Source organism: Vibrio sp. 10N.261.55.C5 (genome assembly GCF_041470505.1).
Lineage (GTDB): Bacteria > Pseudomonadota > Gammaproteobacteria > Enterobacterales > Vibrionaceae > Vibrio > Vibrio crassostreae_C.
In genome coordinates, this window is sequence record NZ_JBFRMS010000097.1 from 1 (window position 1) to 15,568 (window position 15,568).

The following is a 15,568-nucleotide window of genomic DNA, read 5'->3' on the forward strand; positions in this document are numbered from 1 at the left end:
GCGTTGAATAAGCTCACAGGGTTAGGTATGCCTAAAACGATAGAAATAGCCTAATAATCACCCATACTGGCCGTTTCTATCTGAGATCCAATTAGGAAACAAAGCCGTTTCGTATTCGTGTTGTAGAGCCAGTAAAAAGAACAACTCGCGCCTATCGTGAACAAGCCATTGTCGACGCGGGCATGAACCCATTTTTGCTCGACAGTGATGATGTGTTCATCGATTTGCTGACCGACAGCGGTACGGGTTCAATCACACAACGTATGCAAGCAGCGATGTTGATGGGTGATGAAGCCTACAGCGGCAGTCGCAGTTACTATGCACTGTCGAATGCGGTGAAAGATATCTTCGGCTATGAGCTGACTATTCCTACTCACCAAGGGCGTGGCGCAGAGCAGATTTACATTCCGGTTCTGATCAAGAAGCGTGAAATGGAGAAGGGGTTGGATCGTAGTAAAATGGTCGCCTTGTCGAACTACTTCTTTGATACCACGCAAGGCCACACTCAAGTAAATTGCTGCGTTGCGAAGAACGTTTATACCAAAGAAGCGTTCGACACCTCAGTGAATGCCGACTTCAAAGGCAACTTCGATATCGTCAAATTGGAAGAAGCTATCTTAGAAGCGGGCGCGGCCAACGTTCCTTACATCGTGAGCACTATTACTTGTAACTCGGCTGGTGGACAACCTGTTTCGATCGCTAACCTCAAAGCCGTGTATGAAATCGCTCAGAAGTACGATATTCCTGTGATCATGGACTCGGCACGCTACGCAGAAAATGCCTACTTCATTCAACAACGTGAAGCGGGTGATCAGGATTGGACAATCGAACAGATCACGCGTGAGTCTTACAAATACGCGGATGGTTTAGCTATGTCTGCCAAGAAAGATGCCATGGTACAAATGGGCGGCTTGTTGTGCTTTAAAGACGACGCTTTCATGGATGTGTACACAGAGTGTCGAACCTTGTGTGTGGTGCAAGAGGGCTTCCCAACCTATGGTGGCTTAGAAGGTGGCGCGATGGAGCGTCTTGCGGTTGGCCTTTATGACGGCATGCGCCAAGATTGGTTAGAGTACCGTATTGGCCAGGTTCAATACCTTGTTGATGGCTTAGAAGCGATGGGCATCGTGTGCCAGCAAGCAGGCGGTCATGCTGCGTTTGTCGATGCGGGTAAATTGCTGCCTCATATCCCGGCTGGTCAGTTTCCCGCACATGCTTTGGCGTGCGAACTCTATAAAGTCGCGGGTATCAGAGCGGTTGAGATTGGGTCTTTGCTGCAAGGACGCGACCCAGCAACAGGTGAACAACACCCATGTCCTGCTGAGTTGTTGCGCCTTACCATTCCTCGCGCGACCTACACACAAACACACATGGACTTCATTATCGAAGCATTCGAAAAAGTGAAAGAGAATGCAGGACAAGTGAAAGGGCTCGATTTTACCTACGAGCCGCCGGTGTTAAGACACTTCACTGCGCGCTTGAAAGAGGTAGAGACCAGCGAGAAACAAACAGAAAAAAAGAACGAACAAACGCTCGAAGAAGCATTTTAAAATAAAAACATAAGTGAATAGTCACTAGAACCCTAATCAAAGGCTCCCTCGGGAGCCTTTTCTTTTTTTGGATGGTAGGGGAGTTAGGCAGTTAAGCCTTTAAGTAGTTAACCCGTTAAAAGCTGAACTACGCTTGTTTGTTTTTCAGGGTAGACTTCAACATTTGGAATAACCACTGATTCAAAGGTGCGTCTTTTTGCGAGCGGCGGCAGCTCATCACATAGCTCACATCTATGGTTCATGTTCGATTGTTAAAGTTACTCCAACAAAAACACAGATACCAAACGAACAAAGAATTAGAAATACAACGAGGTGATGTATGAAAAAGTTAATCGCACTAGGCTTAATGGCTCTTTCAATGAATACTGCTTTTGCTGCCGACGGTACGTATACAGGGACTATCGACATGACAAGAAGCGAAGGTAATCAAGTAAAGGCTGAGCGTGTTGAATCTGACTTAACACTGGAAGGAAGAAATGAAGCGTCTAACGGCGGAATCCAATTCCAAAAGAACGTTGATCAAGACCAAACGATCCAGCTTACAGGTCGTCGTGACTAACGTTAAAGATGTGCTTACCATTGTCATGAGAAATGCTGCGCCCTCGGGTGCAGCATTTTTCGTTATTGGGTTGTGGAGTATTTTATAAACTCTAGCGATCTAGCCTTGGCATGGTGTGTAACGTGTGGCATTTTGTTGTTCTCTAATTTAGATCGCTATTAGGTGTTGGTTAAGCATTACAAACCAGTAAGCGAACGACTCGAAAGGACAAGGAATGACTCAAAAAGAAGCGGGAATGATTCGTCATATTCTACTGATTAAGTTTAAAGAAAACGCTGAAGCTTCAGAGGTTCAAAAACTAAAGATGCTGTTTGACGCGATGCCAAACAAGGTTGAAGGGGTCACTTCAGTAGAATGGGGATTAAATGACAGCCCTGAAAACAAGAATCAAGGTTATACCCACTCGGTGTTAATGACGTTCGCCGATGAAGAAGGCCGTCAGAATTACCTTCCGCACCCTGAGCATGATGCGCTGAAAGATGTGTTTCGTCCGCTTTTAGAAGACATCATTGTGTTTGATTACTCCCTGTAATTAGGTTCTGAGTAGGTCTCTTGTGTTTTACTTACCTTCGATAATGAAGAGTTAGGGCCTAGCGATTGAGCCCTAACTCAATAAGAAACGACTTACTTTGTTGGCGAAATAGTGACTGGTGCAAACGATGCGACAGCATTCCTGCCTGCGCCCCAGCGGTAGCGAGGCCAGAAGATAACTGTCTGATTGGGGTAGTACGTCTGTTTGTCGTAGTCCAGATAAGGCATCTCAACGAGGTCTATCTGTGGTTCTAAACGACCTTTATGTCATCTACTGTTTACGCTCATTTTTATTCCGTTAACCTGCCAATAGGCAGTAAAGTTAACGCAAAGCGTGAATAAGAATGGCATTACTTTTAAATAATGCCGTTGTGCCACGGTTAAGCTCTAGTCAATTTGATAGCCACTTCTGATTCCAGTTCACTTAATGGTCGAGGTTTACTGAAGTAATAACCTTGCAGCAGATCTATCCCCAGTCCGTTTAGGCGTTGGTTATGATCAGCAGTTTCCACCCCTTCAGCTACAACACGATAGCCCAAGCTTTTACCCATCATGATCATAGTGTTGACGAAGTCTAAGTTGGTCTGCCCTTGAGTTATGTCAGAGATAAATGAACGGTCGATCTTTACTTCACTTAGTGGAAGTTGCTTTAGTAGAGATAGAGAAGAGAATCCCGTGCCAAAATCGTCAAGAGAGATAGAAATTCCTACATCGTGTAGTTCTTTAAGTGAGTTTATGCATAACTCGTAATCGACAATTGCTGCTGACTCGGTTATCTCAATACAGAATAACGTCAAAGGAAGCTGGTATTGGCGAATAGTTCGAATGATTTCTTGAGCGAAGTGAGGCTGTATCAGCTGTTTTGCACTGATATTAATGGAAATATGGCTCATGGTTTGTAGCCATTCAGATCCTTCAACATCCTTACAAACTCGATGAATGATACATTCACCAAGCTTGCTGATTAGGCCAGCTGATTCAGCAACCTCGATAAACTGGTCAGGAGGGACATCCCCCAATGTTGGAGATTCCCATCTTGCTAGTGCTTCAACAGCAGTAATCTTTTCATCTTGCCCACAATATTGAGGTTGGTAGTGCACCTTTATTTCTTGTTGAGCGATGGCACGACTGAGTTGGTGCTCTATTTCGATTATGTTTTCCGTCTCTTTTGCCATTGACCTTTGAAAGTTGAGATAGCTTTGTCCTCCCAGCTTTTTAGCTTGATACATGGCAATGTCGGCCTGCTTAATTAATTCTTCGGCACTTACGCCATCATAAGGATACATAGCGATGCCTAGGCTTCCTTGGCTGATAATCTCAATATCATCAACGATCAATGGGTTTTGAACGGCATTTAAAATCTGCGTGGCGAGTGCGTTGATGTCTGCTTCGGAACTGACATTACACAAAAACAAGAATTCGTCACCTCCCAAACGTGCGACAAGGTGTTCACTTGATAGCACGTTCTGAATATGTTTGGTCACGTGGCAAAGAAGTGCATCACCGACGTGATGACCAAAAGAGTCGTTGATAATCTTAAAACGGTTAAGATCCATCAACATGACCGCGCGTTTTTGGTTAGGTCGATTCACAATGTGTTGCGCGATGCTTTCCATTATTTTCCGGCGATTAGCGATGCCAGTAAGCGCATCATAATACGCCATGTGTTGAATCTTTTCCGCATCTTCTCGCTCTTGAGTTACATCCGTCATTGAGCCAATGAAGCGCACAGCCTGCCCTTCTGCATTATGAACCGCTGAGCCATTGGCATGAACCCAGATATATCCGCGATGTTGCGTCTTCATCCTGAATTCACATTTGAACGGTACTTCTTCGTTTAAGTGGTTATGAATGGCGGACTCGAGAAGTTCTAAGTCTTCTGAGTGTATATATTGGAACAGATGGTCACATCCTAACTTACGATCAGAAAAGGTATCTTGACAGCCAATCATTTTGGTTAACCGATTGTTCCAGACAAGAGTATTGGTTAGTAAGTCCCAATCCCAGATACCATCGTTTGAGCTGTTAGATACTACTTTGAGCTGTTGCAACAACTGTTGGGAGTTCTTCTGACGATTGTTACTTGTATTGATAAGCTCGTCGCGCTCGATGAACAGTGCGAGCATATCTAAATAATTGTTGAATACCGATTGTGTACCGATATCTTGGTGATCTTGCAATGAATCAACAACAGCGACGAGCTTCCAGTGATCTTCTTGCCCTGAGTTGATAGGAAGAATGGAAGCAACGAAATGATCATAGCGTTCGAAAAATGGGAAATTGCGAATATCGTCTTGAATATCTGTTTGTTGCGGTAGGGTAGTTGGCTGAGTCATGCCTTTTTCTACCCATTTCCTAATAGTGTATTGCTCCGAATTACACTCAGCGAGACAGGCCCAGTCAAGATTGTTTCCGTAAAGGCTTTGAGCATCTCTAATTGAGTCAAAACCTCCTTGTGCTTGTGAATAGAAATTTTCGAATATCTCAGCGGGAGAACGCCCTTGCACATTTAAGAGGATTTGGCGAGCTGAGTTGATATCTTCTTTATGTTCGAGATCTGGGTTTGTGTTACCGCAAGACTGATGAACGATGAGCTTTTGCGGGACACTATTATTGGCATTATTAAAAGGCTTCCCAGAAATACGTTCCAACACGCGGTGAAATACTTGCGTCGCTAGAAGCTCAAGCTGTTGGTCTACTGTTGTTAACTTGGGATTGAATTGTTGACCGACGAAAATATTATCAATGCCTACGATGGCGACATCGTCAGGTACCGAGATATTGCTGTGAGACAGTTGCTCCATCATACCTACAGCATTGTGGTCAGTTGCGCAGATAACCGCAGTGCATTTGGATTTACGCTGTATAAATTCTATTGCGGCTTCTCGTCCCCCAGATAGAGAACAATTCGACACGCGGAAGAAATGGCGTTGGTTGAATGAGCCTTTATGATCAATCACCGTGCGTTGATACGCTTTAAAGCGAGACCTGATATCATTAACAGTGAGATCGCCACAAAAGCCGATTTCTTCGTGTCCTTGACTTTGTAACCATTCATAGAGCTTAGTGACACCATCGCTTTGCACACTATAATACTGCTCAACGGGCAGCGGCGCATAGCTTGCTCCAATAGAAATGACTGGAATGTTTGCGTTTATAGCTTCTTCGATCAACTTTACTGTCGCTGCATGGAGAACGACCACAAGGGCATCGAGATGATTAAAATATATAGGAAGTTTAAAATCTCTTCGCTCACCCGAGCGGATGAAGATCAGATTGACTTTATGGTTTTTCGCAAGCCTTCTAAGGGTTGCATTTAGCTCGCCCATGTAGAAGCCACTGAGCATAGGCAGCACAATGCCAACGGTAGGACGTTTTTTAGATGTAACAATAGTCATGTTATTAGCCGGTCGAAAGTTGTGTTGTGTAGAACTGTTTTCGGGGGAGAATAGGTATCTTTTTATTATTTCTTCCATGCTCTACTAAGCGAGCTTGAAAATAAACTTACGGCAAAAGGAAATGCAAAACCACGCACAATCCGAGTAAGTCTAACTCATATATTTGAGAGGTTACTCAGAAGCGGTCCTCAATTTATGGACATGACTTAAGCGACTGATCTGTTCTGACAGTACCTAGAATAACCGGAACGGATTATGACTAGAAACGTAGAAACCACTCTCCTGAATTTAATTGCAACAATAAATGGCATACAAACGTAGAGGTAGCGCACAGAATCGAAAAAAGGGATATCGTGATCACATAATCATTGATCTAGCCGATAGTGAGATAGTGATAAGAGGTCGATAATTCGTTGTCGGATCTAAATTAGAACTTTAAATCTAATTTCTAAGTAGTTGTTATCTCAGGAAGAGTTTTTGTGCTATGCGCCCCTATATTAAATACATTATCCCTATTTTAATTCCTTTCATTATCCTCGTAATGCCGCTATCAGCGTTTCCATTTGAAGGCCTTACGATTATTCAACAACGCGTTATCGCGATCTTTTTATTAGCGGCATTGTGCTGGGTGTTCGAGCCCATCCCGATCTACGCGACGTCTGTTGTTATTATCGTTCTGCAATTATTGATGTTGTCGGATAAAGGGCTGATCTTTTTAAGGTTTGAGCATGGGGAGGAACATTTTGGTGAGCTGTTAAAATACAGCGATATCATGGCGACATTCGCTAGCCCAATCATCATGCTGTTTTTGGGTGGTTTCTTCTTAGCAATGGCCGCCACTAAATATCGATTAGACGTAAACTTAGCTCGCGTGTTGTTGAAGCCATTTGGACAAGACCCAAAGTTTGTGATGCTCGGCTTAATGTTGATCACTGGTATCTTTTCGATGTTTATGTCTAACACGGCAACAACGGCAATGATGCTCTCTATTTTAACGCCGGTACTGGCTGTGTTTGGTCCGAAAGACCCCGGTCGTGTAGCGTTTGCGCTTTGTATCCCGGTTGCCGCTAACATCGGTGGCATTGGTACTCCGATCGGTACCCCTCCGAACGCTATCGCACTTAAATATTTAGTTGGCGATAACCTCATTACGTTCGGTGAATGGATGGCATTTGGTGTGCCGTTTGTTGTGATTATGATGGCGTTAGCGTGGTTTTTAATAGGCTTTATGTACAAAGCTGACCAAAAGAAAATCGAGCTAAGCATCAAAGGTAAATTCCTTAAAACGCCTAAAGCCATTGCGGTGTACGTCACTTTTGCGCTGACCATCATTCTTTGGTTAATGGGTTCAAGCCATGGCATGAACTCTTACACCGTCGCTCTGATTCCTGTCGCTGTGTTCTCACTCACAGGGATCATCAATAAAGAAGACCTGAAGAAAATTTCTTGGGACGTATTGTGGCTTGTATCAGGTGGTATTGCGCTTGGTTTAGCGCTCGATAAAACTGGCTTAGCAAGGCTCGTGGTACACAGCATTCCGTTTGATGCTTACTCACCCTATGTGGTGTTGTTCGGAGCGGCGTTCTTGTGTTTGGTAATGGCAAACTTTATGTCTCATACCGCAACGGCTAACTTGTTAATGCCAATTATGGCGGCATTAGGTTCGTCTATGGCTTCACTCACGCCACTAGGCGGTGAGCTAACGTTAATTTTGGTTGTGACTTTTGCCGCTTCATTAGGTATGTCGCTGCCAATCAGTACGCCACCGAATGCGTTGGCTCATGCCACTGGTCATGTGCAAAGTAATCAAATGGCCAGAATCGGTATTATTTTGGGTGTGGTTGGTGTGCTACTGAGTTTTGTTATGGTGTGGGTGCTACATTCAATTGGTCACATAGGATAACGATACGTGTATCAACAAAAGCTAGAAGCACTGATCGAGCGCTATTTTAACCAAACAGAACGTCGGGTGACGTGCTGTGCCGGTAACACCATTATTGAACAATCAGCGTTAAACACTCGTTTATATTATGTGTTTAGTGGAGAACTGGAAGGGTTTTATACCGATGCGAATACACCGCAAGTGCGAGTATTTAGCGCGGGTAGTGGGGCTTTTATAGGCGTTCATAGCTTCTTTTCAGGTAATTGGACAGCATCTTCAACGGTTGTTGCTAAAACCGATGTTGAGTTAGCGTGGATCGATAAAGACACGCCTGCAGAAGATGAACGTAAATTTGGTCCTCTTACCGCACAGTTCACACCTGTAATTGTCAATGAGTTGTCGCGTCGTCAACGCCGCGCAACACAAGAAGCGATAGCGAAACAAAAAGCGCTAGAGAAGTTACATACTGCTGAGCAAATGACGACCTTGGGTCAATTGGCTGCAGGGATTGCTCATGAGCTTAACAACGCTATTGGTGTCGTAAATAGTAAATCTGGTCGACTTGAAACGGTCATCATGGATCTGCTTGAAGAAGTGCATCCAGAAGCCAGTCAATTTTTCGATTTTGGGTTAATGCATGGTCAGAAAACGTCGTCGTCAGAAGCACGAACACGTGGGCGACAATTTGAAAGAAAATATGGTTTAGACAAAAACATTGCTCGCTCTCTTGCAAAGGCGATTCCAATTGATGCTTTATCTGCAACAGACGTTATTTCAAAGCATTGGCTGAAAAAACCAGAAGAAGCGATTCGTTTTTGGCAGATGGGCTGTGATTTACATGATTTGCGTTTGGCATCTAGACACACCGTCGGCATCGTAAAATCGGTTAAACAACTTGGCAGAGTTGATATCGACACCGAAGAAGCGGTTGATATTAACGACTCCATTAACCATGCCTTATCGTTGCTACAAAGTGAGTTACGTAGAGTGTCTGTGCGATTGAGCCCTGCGGATTTACCGTCTTTTAAAGGCTCGAAAACAGAGCTCGTTCAGATTTGGGTCAACATTGTAAAGAATGCTTGTGATGCAATGTCGAATTCAGACGATGCCGCAATAGAGATTCAAACCAGATTAAGTAAGAAAAGGATATTAGTTACGATCGCGAATAACGGCCCTGAGATAGACGAGGCGACTCGTAGAAAGGTATTTCAGCCCAACTTCACCACTAAAAAAGGTGGTTTATCGTTTGGATTGGGCTTGGGTTTATCAGTAGTTAAGCGGATTGTGGCGGGTTATGGCGGAAGTATCATTGTGAAAAGTGATGCTTCTAAAACTGTATTTAGAATCAAGTTACCAATAGAGGGTGAACATGGAGAAGCTTAATTTAATCTGTGTCGATGACCAGAGAGAAGTACTGAGCGCAGTGATACAAGATTTAGAGCCGCTGGCGAGTTGGCTGAATATTGAAGATTGTGAATCAGCGCAAGAAGTGCTTGATCTCATTGATGAACTTGACGCAGAAGGCGAACACATTACCGTCATCGTGTCTGATCATGTGATGCCAGGGAAAACGGGTGTGGAGTTACTCACTGAAGTGTTCCATGACAGTCGCTTTCCGAATACCAAGAAAATTCTTCTTACGGGGCAGGCCACTCATACTGATACCATCAATGCGATTAATGCAGCAGGCATCGACCGTTACTTTGAAAAGCCTTGGCAAGCAAGCACATTGGTTGAGTGCATTCGTACTCTTGTCACTGAGTACATATTTGATCAAGGGCTTGATTACACGGACTATCAGAATGAGCTCGACCAGCAGGTTGTGTTCAGACGCTTGCGTTAGCCTCTTATGTTAGCGACTTACATTATTCACTAGTGTAAGTCGCTTGAAATTCTATGCACCGAAGGACGCTTTCTGAAGGGTTTTTCTTTGAAAGATGTAATCTTTCGCTGCTTATTTTACCTACCTCTTTTAGTCGTTCAGGTTTTGGTACTCAGTTATTAACACACTGGTTGCTGGCTTTAGTCTAAAACTCATACGCCAACGCCAACGGATGCATTGTGTTTTCTTCAGGAACGATTCCCTGAACATACAGCAGAGCTAAAATGTGTCGCAGAGTTCCCGTGTCGTTTGTTAGAAAAGTAAGTCGAAATTATTCAAAAGTGATTCCTAACGCGTGGGACGTGGAGTTCTAAGCCAAATCGGTACTTACAACGTAAAGGACTAGGCTTTTCACGGCTTACTGCGTAATAATGCATTCGCCCACAAGTGGGGGTTTATAGTCAGTAGGATTTTAAAATGAGTGAGATTGCTCGCTTTATATCTGGTGAAGCGCCGGATAAATTTGGTCGAAATATAGAACAGTTATTGGCTTACAATCATTTTTGGTTGGAGCATGACCATAAGTACATTCAAGTGTTCTTCCCAATAGATGAGGGGACTAAGTTTAATCAACATGCCCCGTTGGTTACTCAAGAAGATAAGGTGCTTTTTGCTAATTCAGAAGCGCTCCGCACAGCTCATCTACAAGTGCTTGACCTGATGCTTGAGTTTTGGGGTATGCAGCGAAACGGGAGTGAAATATCTTCATCGTTACCACTTAGCCCGGCTAATCACGTATGGTTAAAGAATCATGACCATAACCAGCTAAGGTTAACGCGAGCCATTCGCAGTTTGTACTTGTTGGGTAATGAAGAGGTTGCGGCTCGGTTATGTGACTTTTTAGTATCAGCGGCGACCGAGACAGGGTTGGTGTCGGATAAAACCGTTCAGTATTGGCGCAATGCCTTGGAAGGTTAGGGTTTTTCTGTGCAGAGCTTCCGGCACTGCTCATAATTGATTCTCAATGCGCGGTATTTTGTACGATGCCGCTTTCTCTATATTCAACATTTGAATGCAATTTGTGGAATATATCAAAGTTAATTAAACTGATGGTAAGTTATTACTTTTCATTATGTTAGGGTTCTTTTCTTAAGGTCAGCGGATTAGGAAGAGGCTAATGAAAAAGGGATTTGTGATAGCGATATCAATCGGCTTTGTTGTCTTCTTCCTTGTTGGTCGTGAGCTTCAGTGGTTCGGGTCCAGTAATTCCGAGTCGTTTCCTAAACTTCCGGATAGTCCCCAATTTGTTCCTTCTATCGATTTCGACGGTGAGTGGCTAGGCCGCCGTATTAACACCACTGGCAATAATATGTGTGAACGCACAACCATCACCGGAACTATTCGTGAGGGTAAGGCTACTCTAAGGCTTACCTACAATGGAACACCGTTAGAGGGTTGGGTGACGGAAAACGGCGACTTACGTTTATATGCTAAACATCGCCAATGGGATTATCGTTTTTCCGCACGTGGCAGTGGCAGTAGATTTGACGGCCGATGGCACTTAACCAATGGGCCGTGCCAAGGAAGTTGGTTTCTAGAAAAGGTCGATGGCAAGTAGGGTTGTTACTACAAGACGCCGTTTAAAATTAACCAGCACAAGGTTCTTTTAGGAGAGATAAGTGATCAGATTAATCGCCGTGTTCATTGTGGCTTTCGGGCTAGGTGCATATGCGAGCTTACATGTTTTGACAGACTATGTTGTGAGCATTGAAGACAGTCATAAAGCTGCGGTGCGGCAAGGTTTTGAAACCTATAAATATGCAAATACAAAAGACCTTGCCCCATTAATTAAAACATCGAACTTGTTAGCTCGTTATAGTGCTTGTGAATTAGAGGGAGATGAAGGCGATGCGATTGCATTAGCCCTGTCTATTAACGCTATTTCCTTTGGGATGTTATCGAAGCAAGCGTCTGACCTCGATCAAGACACCTTTAGGACTGGTTTGATGATGTACGGAAAACTCAAAGACAACGAAAAAGCGTCTGGTCAGTTAACTGAAATACTTACTGCGTACTGTAAAGATAGTCTTCGCTATCTATACGACTGTGAAAAACTTTCTAATTTGTTAGGCGAAGAATGGGATACACAATGGAAGGAAGTGAAACCAGTATGTACCTAAAAATGATTCAACATATACGGCATTTTGCTATGCCGTATTCAGATGTGATTTGAAAACAAAGGACACAATATGGAAGTAAGGTTGGTCAAAGGTTCAGAGCCTAAGTTCGCTGAATCGATCACCAAAACGAATATGGCGAGTTACTATCAAGCTCGTGGAATCGCTTGGGGTCATAGCCAGTTTTTACGCAGCTGGGATGAGCTGGATAACTATGAAATTTATGTGGGGGATCGCCGTATTGGTGTTGTTCGCTTCAGTTACGCTAGTGGTACAACGTTTCTTAGGGGCTTGCAGATATTAGCTGACTGTCAAGGTCAAGGTTTTGGCTCTAAGTGTCTCGATTTGGCTATTGAACATGCGAACAATCAAGCATCGGCTCAGTTAGTGTTGCGCGTGTTCAGTGAGAACCCCGCCATTAAGCTTTATCAATCAAAAGGTTTTACTCAGTTGTCTGAAGTGAAAGGGCTCGTTGAAATGGAGCTGCCTTTAGGGTCATCATTGAGAGAGTGTCATGGATAACCGTATCCAACTAAATTTTGTTAAATACTTATTTTCAGAGTTGCTGTTTATTGTTATTGCACTAGGTCTTGTCTATTGGATATCAGACGGTGATCGTTCATCGCTGCTAACCATAGGGCTGATAATTTGTGTTCCTCCATTAATAAAAATTCTAATGTTGTGGTGGAAGCTTCGCGATAGCTCGTTTGAAATCACGAACGGTCATGTACGTTTAAATGGCGTTGCTTGTGATGTGACTTTACAGCGTAGCTTTCTTCCGTTTGAAATTGGCTCATTCATCAAGCTTTCATACACGAAAGGTGCAATGCAGAAACACAATATTTACCTTTCTAAAGGCGCAATGAGCAAAGAAGAATGGAGCCGTATGTTAGCGTGTCGAACTAGGTCGCCATAAAGAAGCGACATCGCTGTTACTTGAGCTTTTAGTTTCCACGACGAATAGCGATGCGATTAAAGAGTACCAACGAGCGATCTCTTTATATGCTCAAGACCTAGATAAAACCTGGTAAGCAGCGCGTAAAGCTCATTAACTCACATAACAAAAAGCCTAAGCATCAATATGATACTTAGGCTTAAAGGCATAGTTTTTGTTCTTTAGGAAAGCGTTACGCTGAAAGCTCTTTACGAACGATCTCTGCGCCAGCACTTAGCGCATTAAGCTTCGCTGAGGCTATCTCGCGAGGTAGGGGAGCCATGCCGCAGTTGGTGCAAGGGTAGAGCTTGTCGGCATCAACGTACTTAAGTGTTTCACGTAGAGTGCTAGCCACTTCTTCCGGTGTTTCAATCGAATCGGTTGCAACATCAATCGCACCGACCATTACTTTCTTGCCTCGTACGAGCTCAAGCAGCTCAAGAGGTACATGAGAGTTGTGACACTCTAAAGAGATAATGTCGATATTCGATTGCTGCAGCTTAGGGAAGACTTCTTCGTATTGGCGCCACTCGGTGCCTAATGTCTTTTTCCAATCCGTATTCGCTTTAATGCCGTAGCCATAACAAATATGGACTGCTGTTTCGCACTTAAGCCCTTCAATGGCTCTTTCCAAACAAGCGATGCCCCAATTGTTCACTTCATCAAAAAACACGTTAAACGCAGGTTCATCGAACTGAATAATATCCACGCCTGCCGCTTCAAGTTCTTTGGCTTCTTCGTTGAGGATCTTTGCAAATTCCCACGCCAGTTTTTCACGGCTTTGGTAATGCGCATCGTAAAGTGTATCAATCATGGTCATAGGCCCCGGCAGAGCCCATTTGATCGGTTGGTCGGTTTGCTGACGTAAGAACTTCGCATCTTCAACAAACACAGATTTCTGACGAGAAACTGGGCCTACAACCGTCGGTACACTCGCATCGTAACGGTCGCGGATTTTAACGGTTTCACGCTTTTCAAAATCAACGCCATTCAGGTGTTCAATGAAGGTCGTTACAAAGTGTTGACGTGTTTGTTCGCCGTCACTCACAATATCAATGCCTGCTTGCTGTTGCTCGTGCAGAGAGACACGCAGCGCATCTTGTTTGCCGTCTGTGAGTTCATCGCCTTGAAGTTTCCATGGCGACCAAAGCGTCTCTGGTTGTGCAAGCCAAGACGGTTTCGGCAAGCTGCCCGCTGTTGAAGTCGGTAATAGTGTTTTCATAATAATATTGCCTATCCTTGGGTGGTTTGAGAGCGCAATAGACGATTAAAGTGCGTAATTTGCCGACCAGTTCTCTAGAACTGATTGGTATGGCTTAATGAACTTCTCTTCTGCGAATTTACCTTGTTCAACAGCTAGCTGGCTTCGTTCTTCACGGTCGTACACGATTTGAGTCAGCGAGTGATCCAAGTTTTTCAAGTTTGGTTGGTAACAGTTACCCGCAACCGCGTTCGCGTTGTAAATCTCAGGTCGGTAGATTTTCTGGAACGTACCCATGGTACTGATGGTGCTGATAAGCTCTAGGTTAGAGTAATCGTTCAGCAGATCACCAAAGAAATAGAAGGCCAAAGGTGCAACACTGTTAGGCGGCATGAAATAACGAACCTGTAAGCCCATCTTTTTGAAATATTGTTCAGTTAAAGAAGACTCATTTGGTTGGTATTCAAAACCTAATACTGGGTGTTGGTTTTCAGTGCGGTAATAGGTTTTATTATCTGACACGCTTAAGCAAATAACAGGTCGTTTATTAAAGTTCTTTTTGTAAGCGTCAGAGTTAACGAAATATTTAAAAAGCTTACCGTGTAAGTCACCAAAATCTTCTGGAATGCTGAATTTATCTTGGCCTTTATTATGATCCAATAGACGTACGCTAAAGTCATAATCTCGAACATAAGAAGAGAAGTTATTTCCGATAATGCCTTCAATACGCTCGTTAGTTTTACGGTCTACAATATTGGTTTTCAGCACTTCAATTGAAGGGAATGCTTCGCCGTTGCTTTCAATATCCATATCAACAGAAATGATTTCAAGCTCAACAGAGTAGCGGTCGCCCTTAGGGTTATCCCAGTGCGCTAACGCGTTGAAACTGTTATCGATCATTTGTAGTGCATTGCGTAAGTTCGCTTGACGGCTGTCACCGCGAGCCAGGTTAGCAAAGTTGGTAGTGATACGCGTGCTGTCTGCAGGCTGGTAGTTTTCGTCGAGGCTAATGCTCTTAATCGTAAAATTAAATTCTTTATTCATGCTGATTTGGTATCCCAATTTTTTTCTGATTCTCTCGGTCTTTAGTATTAAAACGGCTTTTATTTTTTGCTTGTGACCGGATTAAGAATCGAAGGCTATGCTGTCTGAAATTAATGCTTAGTAGAATTAATGTCGTATAAAGTTAATCGCTTAAGGTTTTTATACGTTGATAGGTTGACCATTAACAATGGTATTACTTCACATTCAATATGAGGAATATTCATGATCTATTCTGTTTGAATATTTTAGTCGGTGTCAGTTATATTAATTAGCTTGATGGAAATATAACCGCATTAATAGTGTGTTATTTAAGACGATTAATTTAATTAAGAGATGGATGAAATGAGTGAATTGCTGTTGTTGATTTTCTACTGTGCGTTACTGGGCAGTGGTGTTGGGTTTCTAGCCGGTTTGTTAGGTATTGGCGGAGGGCTGATCATTGTTCCTGTGTCAGGGCGCGAGCACACTTT

The 15,568-nt window shown here is 43.5% G+C and carries 14 protein-coding genes and 2 pseudogenes; 11 read left to right on the forward strand and 5 right to left on the reverse strand.

Translation table 11 applies throughout. The annotated features are described in order from the left end of the window. The first annotated feature begins 113 nt into the window (after window positions 1-113). Complete coding sequence (gene tnaA / locus AB4263_RS23195) at window positions 114-1,550, forward strand: tryptophanase (RefSeq protein WP_372098965.1); 1,437 nt, start codon at window positions 114-116, stop codon at window positions 1,548-1,550. Window positions 1,551-1,677: 127 nt separating this feature from the next. Here tnaA and AB4263_RS23200 read toward each other — a convergent pair. Continuing rightward, a pseudogene (locus AB4263_RS23200) lies at window positions 1,678-1,788 on the reverse strand (LysR family transcriptional regulator); the annotation flags it as partial. Between the two features lie 81 nt (window positions 1,789-1,869). Between AB4263_RS23200 and AB4263_RS23205 the strand changes: the two are divergent. Further along, complete coding sequence (locus AB4263_RS23205; protein ID WP_017081013.1) at window positions 1,870-2,109, forward strand: hypothetical protein; 240 nt, start codon at window positions 1,870-1,872, stop codon at window positions 2,107-2,109. 214 nt (window positions 2,110-2,323) lie between these two features. Continuing rightward, window positions 2,324-2,641 (forward strand): Dabb family protein, encoded by a 318-nt coding sequence (locus AB4263_RS23210; RefSeq protein ID WP_108208800.1) that lies wholly within the window; start codon window positions 2,324-2,326, stop codon window positions 2,639-2,641. Between the two features lie 146 nt (window positions 2,642-2,787). Here AB4263_RS23210 and AB4263_RS23215 read toward each other — a convergent pair. Beyond that, a pseudogene (locus AB4263_RS23215) lies at window positions 2,788-2,898 on the reverse strand (DUF3103 family protein); the annotation flags it as partial. Between the two features lie 122 nt (window positions 2,899-3,020). Beyond that, window positions 3,021-6,038, reverse strand: coding sequence for an EAL domain-containing protein (locus tag AB4263_RS23220; protein ID WP_372098966.1), 3,018 nt, complete (start codon window positions 6,036-6,038; stop codon window positions 3,021-3,023). Window positions 6,039-6,522: 484 nt separating this feature from the next. On the opposite strand from AB4263_RS23220, the gene AB4263_RS23225 reads away from it, so the two are divergent. The 8 genes from AB4263_RS23225 to AB4263_RS23260 all read left to right on the forward strand — a co-directional run bounded on the left by AB4263_RS23225 (window position 6,523) and on the right by AB4263_RS23260 (window position 12,835). Further along, window positions 6,523-7,941, forward strand: a complete 1,419-nt coding sequence (locus AB4263_RS23225; protein WP_061017792.1) for a DASS family sodium-coupled anion symporter — start codon at window positions 6,523-6,525, stop codon at window positions 7,939-7,941. Between the two features lie 6 nt (window positions 7,942-7,947). Beyond that, window positions 7,948-9,303 (forward strand): ATP-binding protein, encoded by a 1,356-nt coding sequence (locus tag AB4263_RS23230; RefSeq protein ID WP_017069973.1) that lies wholly within the window; start codon window positions 7,948-7,950, stop codon window positions 9,301-9,303. Next, window positions 9,290-9,763: a response regulator gene (locus AB4263_RS23235; RefSeq protein ID WP_017063648.1), complete on the forward strand. Its 474-nt coding sequence runs from the start codon at window positions 9,290-9,292 to the stop codon at window positions 9,761-9,763. The genes AB4263_RS23230 and AB4263_RS23235 overlap by 14 nt, the downstream gene beginning before the upstream one ends. Before the next feature lie 456 nt (window positions 9,764-10,219). Continuing rightward, window positions 10,220-10,720 carry an opioid growth factor receptor-related protein gene (locus AB4263_RS23240; protein ID WP_017062405.1) on the forward strand — a complete coding sequence of 167 codons (501 nt, stop codon included), beginning with the start codon at window positions 10,220-10,222 and terminating at the stop codon, window positions 10,718-10,720. Window positions 10,721-10,919: 199 nt separating this feature from the next. Further along, complete coding sequence (locus AB4263_RS23245) at window positions 10,920-11,360, forward strand: hypothetical protein (RefSeq protein ID WP_017062406.1); 441 nt, start codon at window positions 10,920-10,922, stop codon at window positions 11,358-11,360. Window positions 11,361-11,421: 61 nt separating this feature from the next. Next, a complete protein-coding gene (locus tag AB4263_RS23250; RefSeq protein ID WP_017064207.1) occupies window positions 11,422-11,922 on the forward strand; it encodes a hypothetical protein in 501 nt (166 codons plus the stop codon). A 69-nt stretch (window positions 11,923-11,991) separates the two neighbouring features. Further along, the gene (locus tag AB4263_RS23255) at window positions 11,992-12,441 is read left to right on the forward strand and encodes a GNAT family N-acetyltransferase (protein ID WP_372098964.1); all 450 of its coding nucleotides are present in this window, start codon (window positions 11,992-11,994) and stop codon (window positions 12,439-12,441) included. Next, entirely contained in the window at window positions 12,434-12,835 is a 402-nt protein-coding gene (locus AB4263_RS23260; RefSeq protein ID WP_017062409.1) for a hypothetical protein, read from the forward strand. The genes AB4263_RS23255 and AB4263_RS23260 overlap by 8 nt, the downstream gene beginning before the upstream one ends. Before the next feature lie 211 nt (window positions 12,836-13,046). On the opposite strand, the gene AB4263_RS23265 is transcribed toward AB4263_RS23260, so the two are convergent. Next, window positions 13,047-14,075, reverse strand: a complete 1,029-nt coding sequence (locus AB4263_RS23265) for a methionine synthase (protein ID WP_017062410.1) — start codon at window positions 14,073-14,075, stop codon at window positions 13,047-13,049. A 45-nt stretch (window positions 14,076-14,120) separates the two neighbouring features. Beyond that, entirely contained in the window at window positions 14,121-15,098 is a 978-nt protein-coding gene (locus AB4263_RS23270; protein ID WP_017064213.1) for a DUF1852 domain-containing protein, read from the reverse strand. Window positions 15,099-15,568: the final 470 nt, after the last annotated feature.

What these genes read in the sequence shown, in the direction of transcription:
- AB4263_RS23205 (WP_017081013.1), top strand. Translation starts at nt 1,870, where the DNA reads ATGAAAAAGTTAATCGCACTAGGCTTAATGGCTCTTTCAATGAATACT.
- AB4263_RS23210 (WP_108208800.1), top strand. Translation starts at nt 2,324, where the DNA reads ATGACTCAAAAAGAAGCGGGAATGATTCGTCATATTCTACTGATTAAG.
- AB4263_RS23220 (WP_372098966.1), bottom strand. Translation starts at nt 6,038, where the DNA reads ATGACTATTGTTACATCTAAAAAACGTCCTACCGTTGGCATTGTGCTG.
- AB4263_RS23225 (WP_061017792.1), top strand. Translation starts at nt 6,523, where the DNA reads ATGCGCCCCTATATTAAATACATTATCCCTATTTTAATTCCTTTCATT.
- AB4263_RS23235 (WP_017063648.1), top strand. Translation starts at nt 9,290, where the DNA reads ATGGAGAAGCTTAATTTAATCTGTGTCGATGACCAGAGAGAAGTACTG.
- AB4263_RS23240 (WP_017062405.1), top strand. Translation starts at nt 10,220, where the DNA reads ATGAGTGAGATTGCTCGCTTTATATCTGGTGAAGCGCCGGATAAATTT.
- AB4263_RS23245 (WP_017062406.1), top strand. Translation starts at nt 10,920, where the DNA reads ATGAAAAAGGGATTTGTGATAGCGATATCAATCGGCTTTGTTGTCTTC.
- AB4263_RS23255 (WP_372098964.1), top strand. Translation starts at nt 11,992, where the DNA reads ATGGAAGTAAGGTTGGTCAAAGGTTCAGAGCCTAAGTTCGCTGAATCG.
- AB4263_RS23260 (WP_017062409.1), top strand. Translation starts at nt 12,434, where the DNA reads ATGGATAACCGTATCCAACTAAATTTTGTTAAATACTTATTTTCAGAG.
- AB4263_RS23265 (WP_017062410.1), bottom strand. Translation starts at nt 14,075, where the DNA reads ATGAAAACACTATTACCGACTTCAACAGCGGGCAGCTTGCCGAAACCG.
- AB4263_RS23270 (WP_017064213.1), bottom strand. Translation starts at nt 15,098, where the DNA reads ATGAATAAAGAATTTAATTTTACGATTAAGAGCATTAGCCTCGACGAA.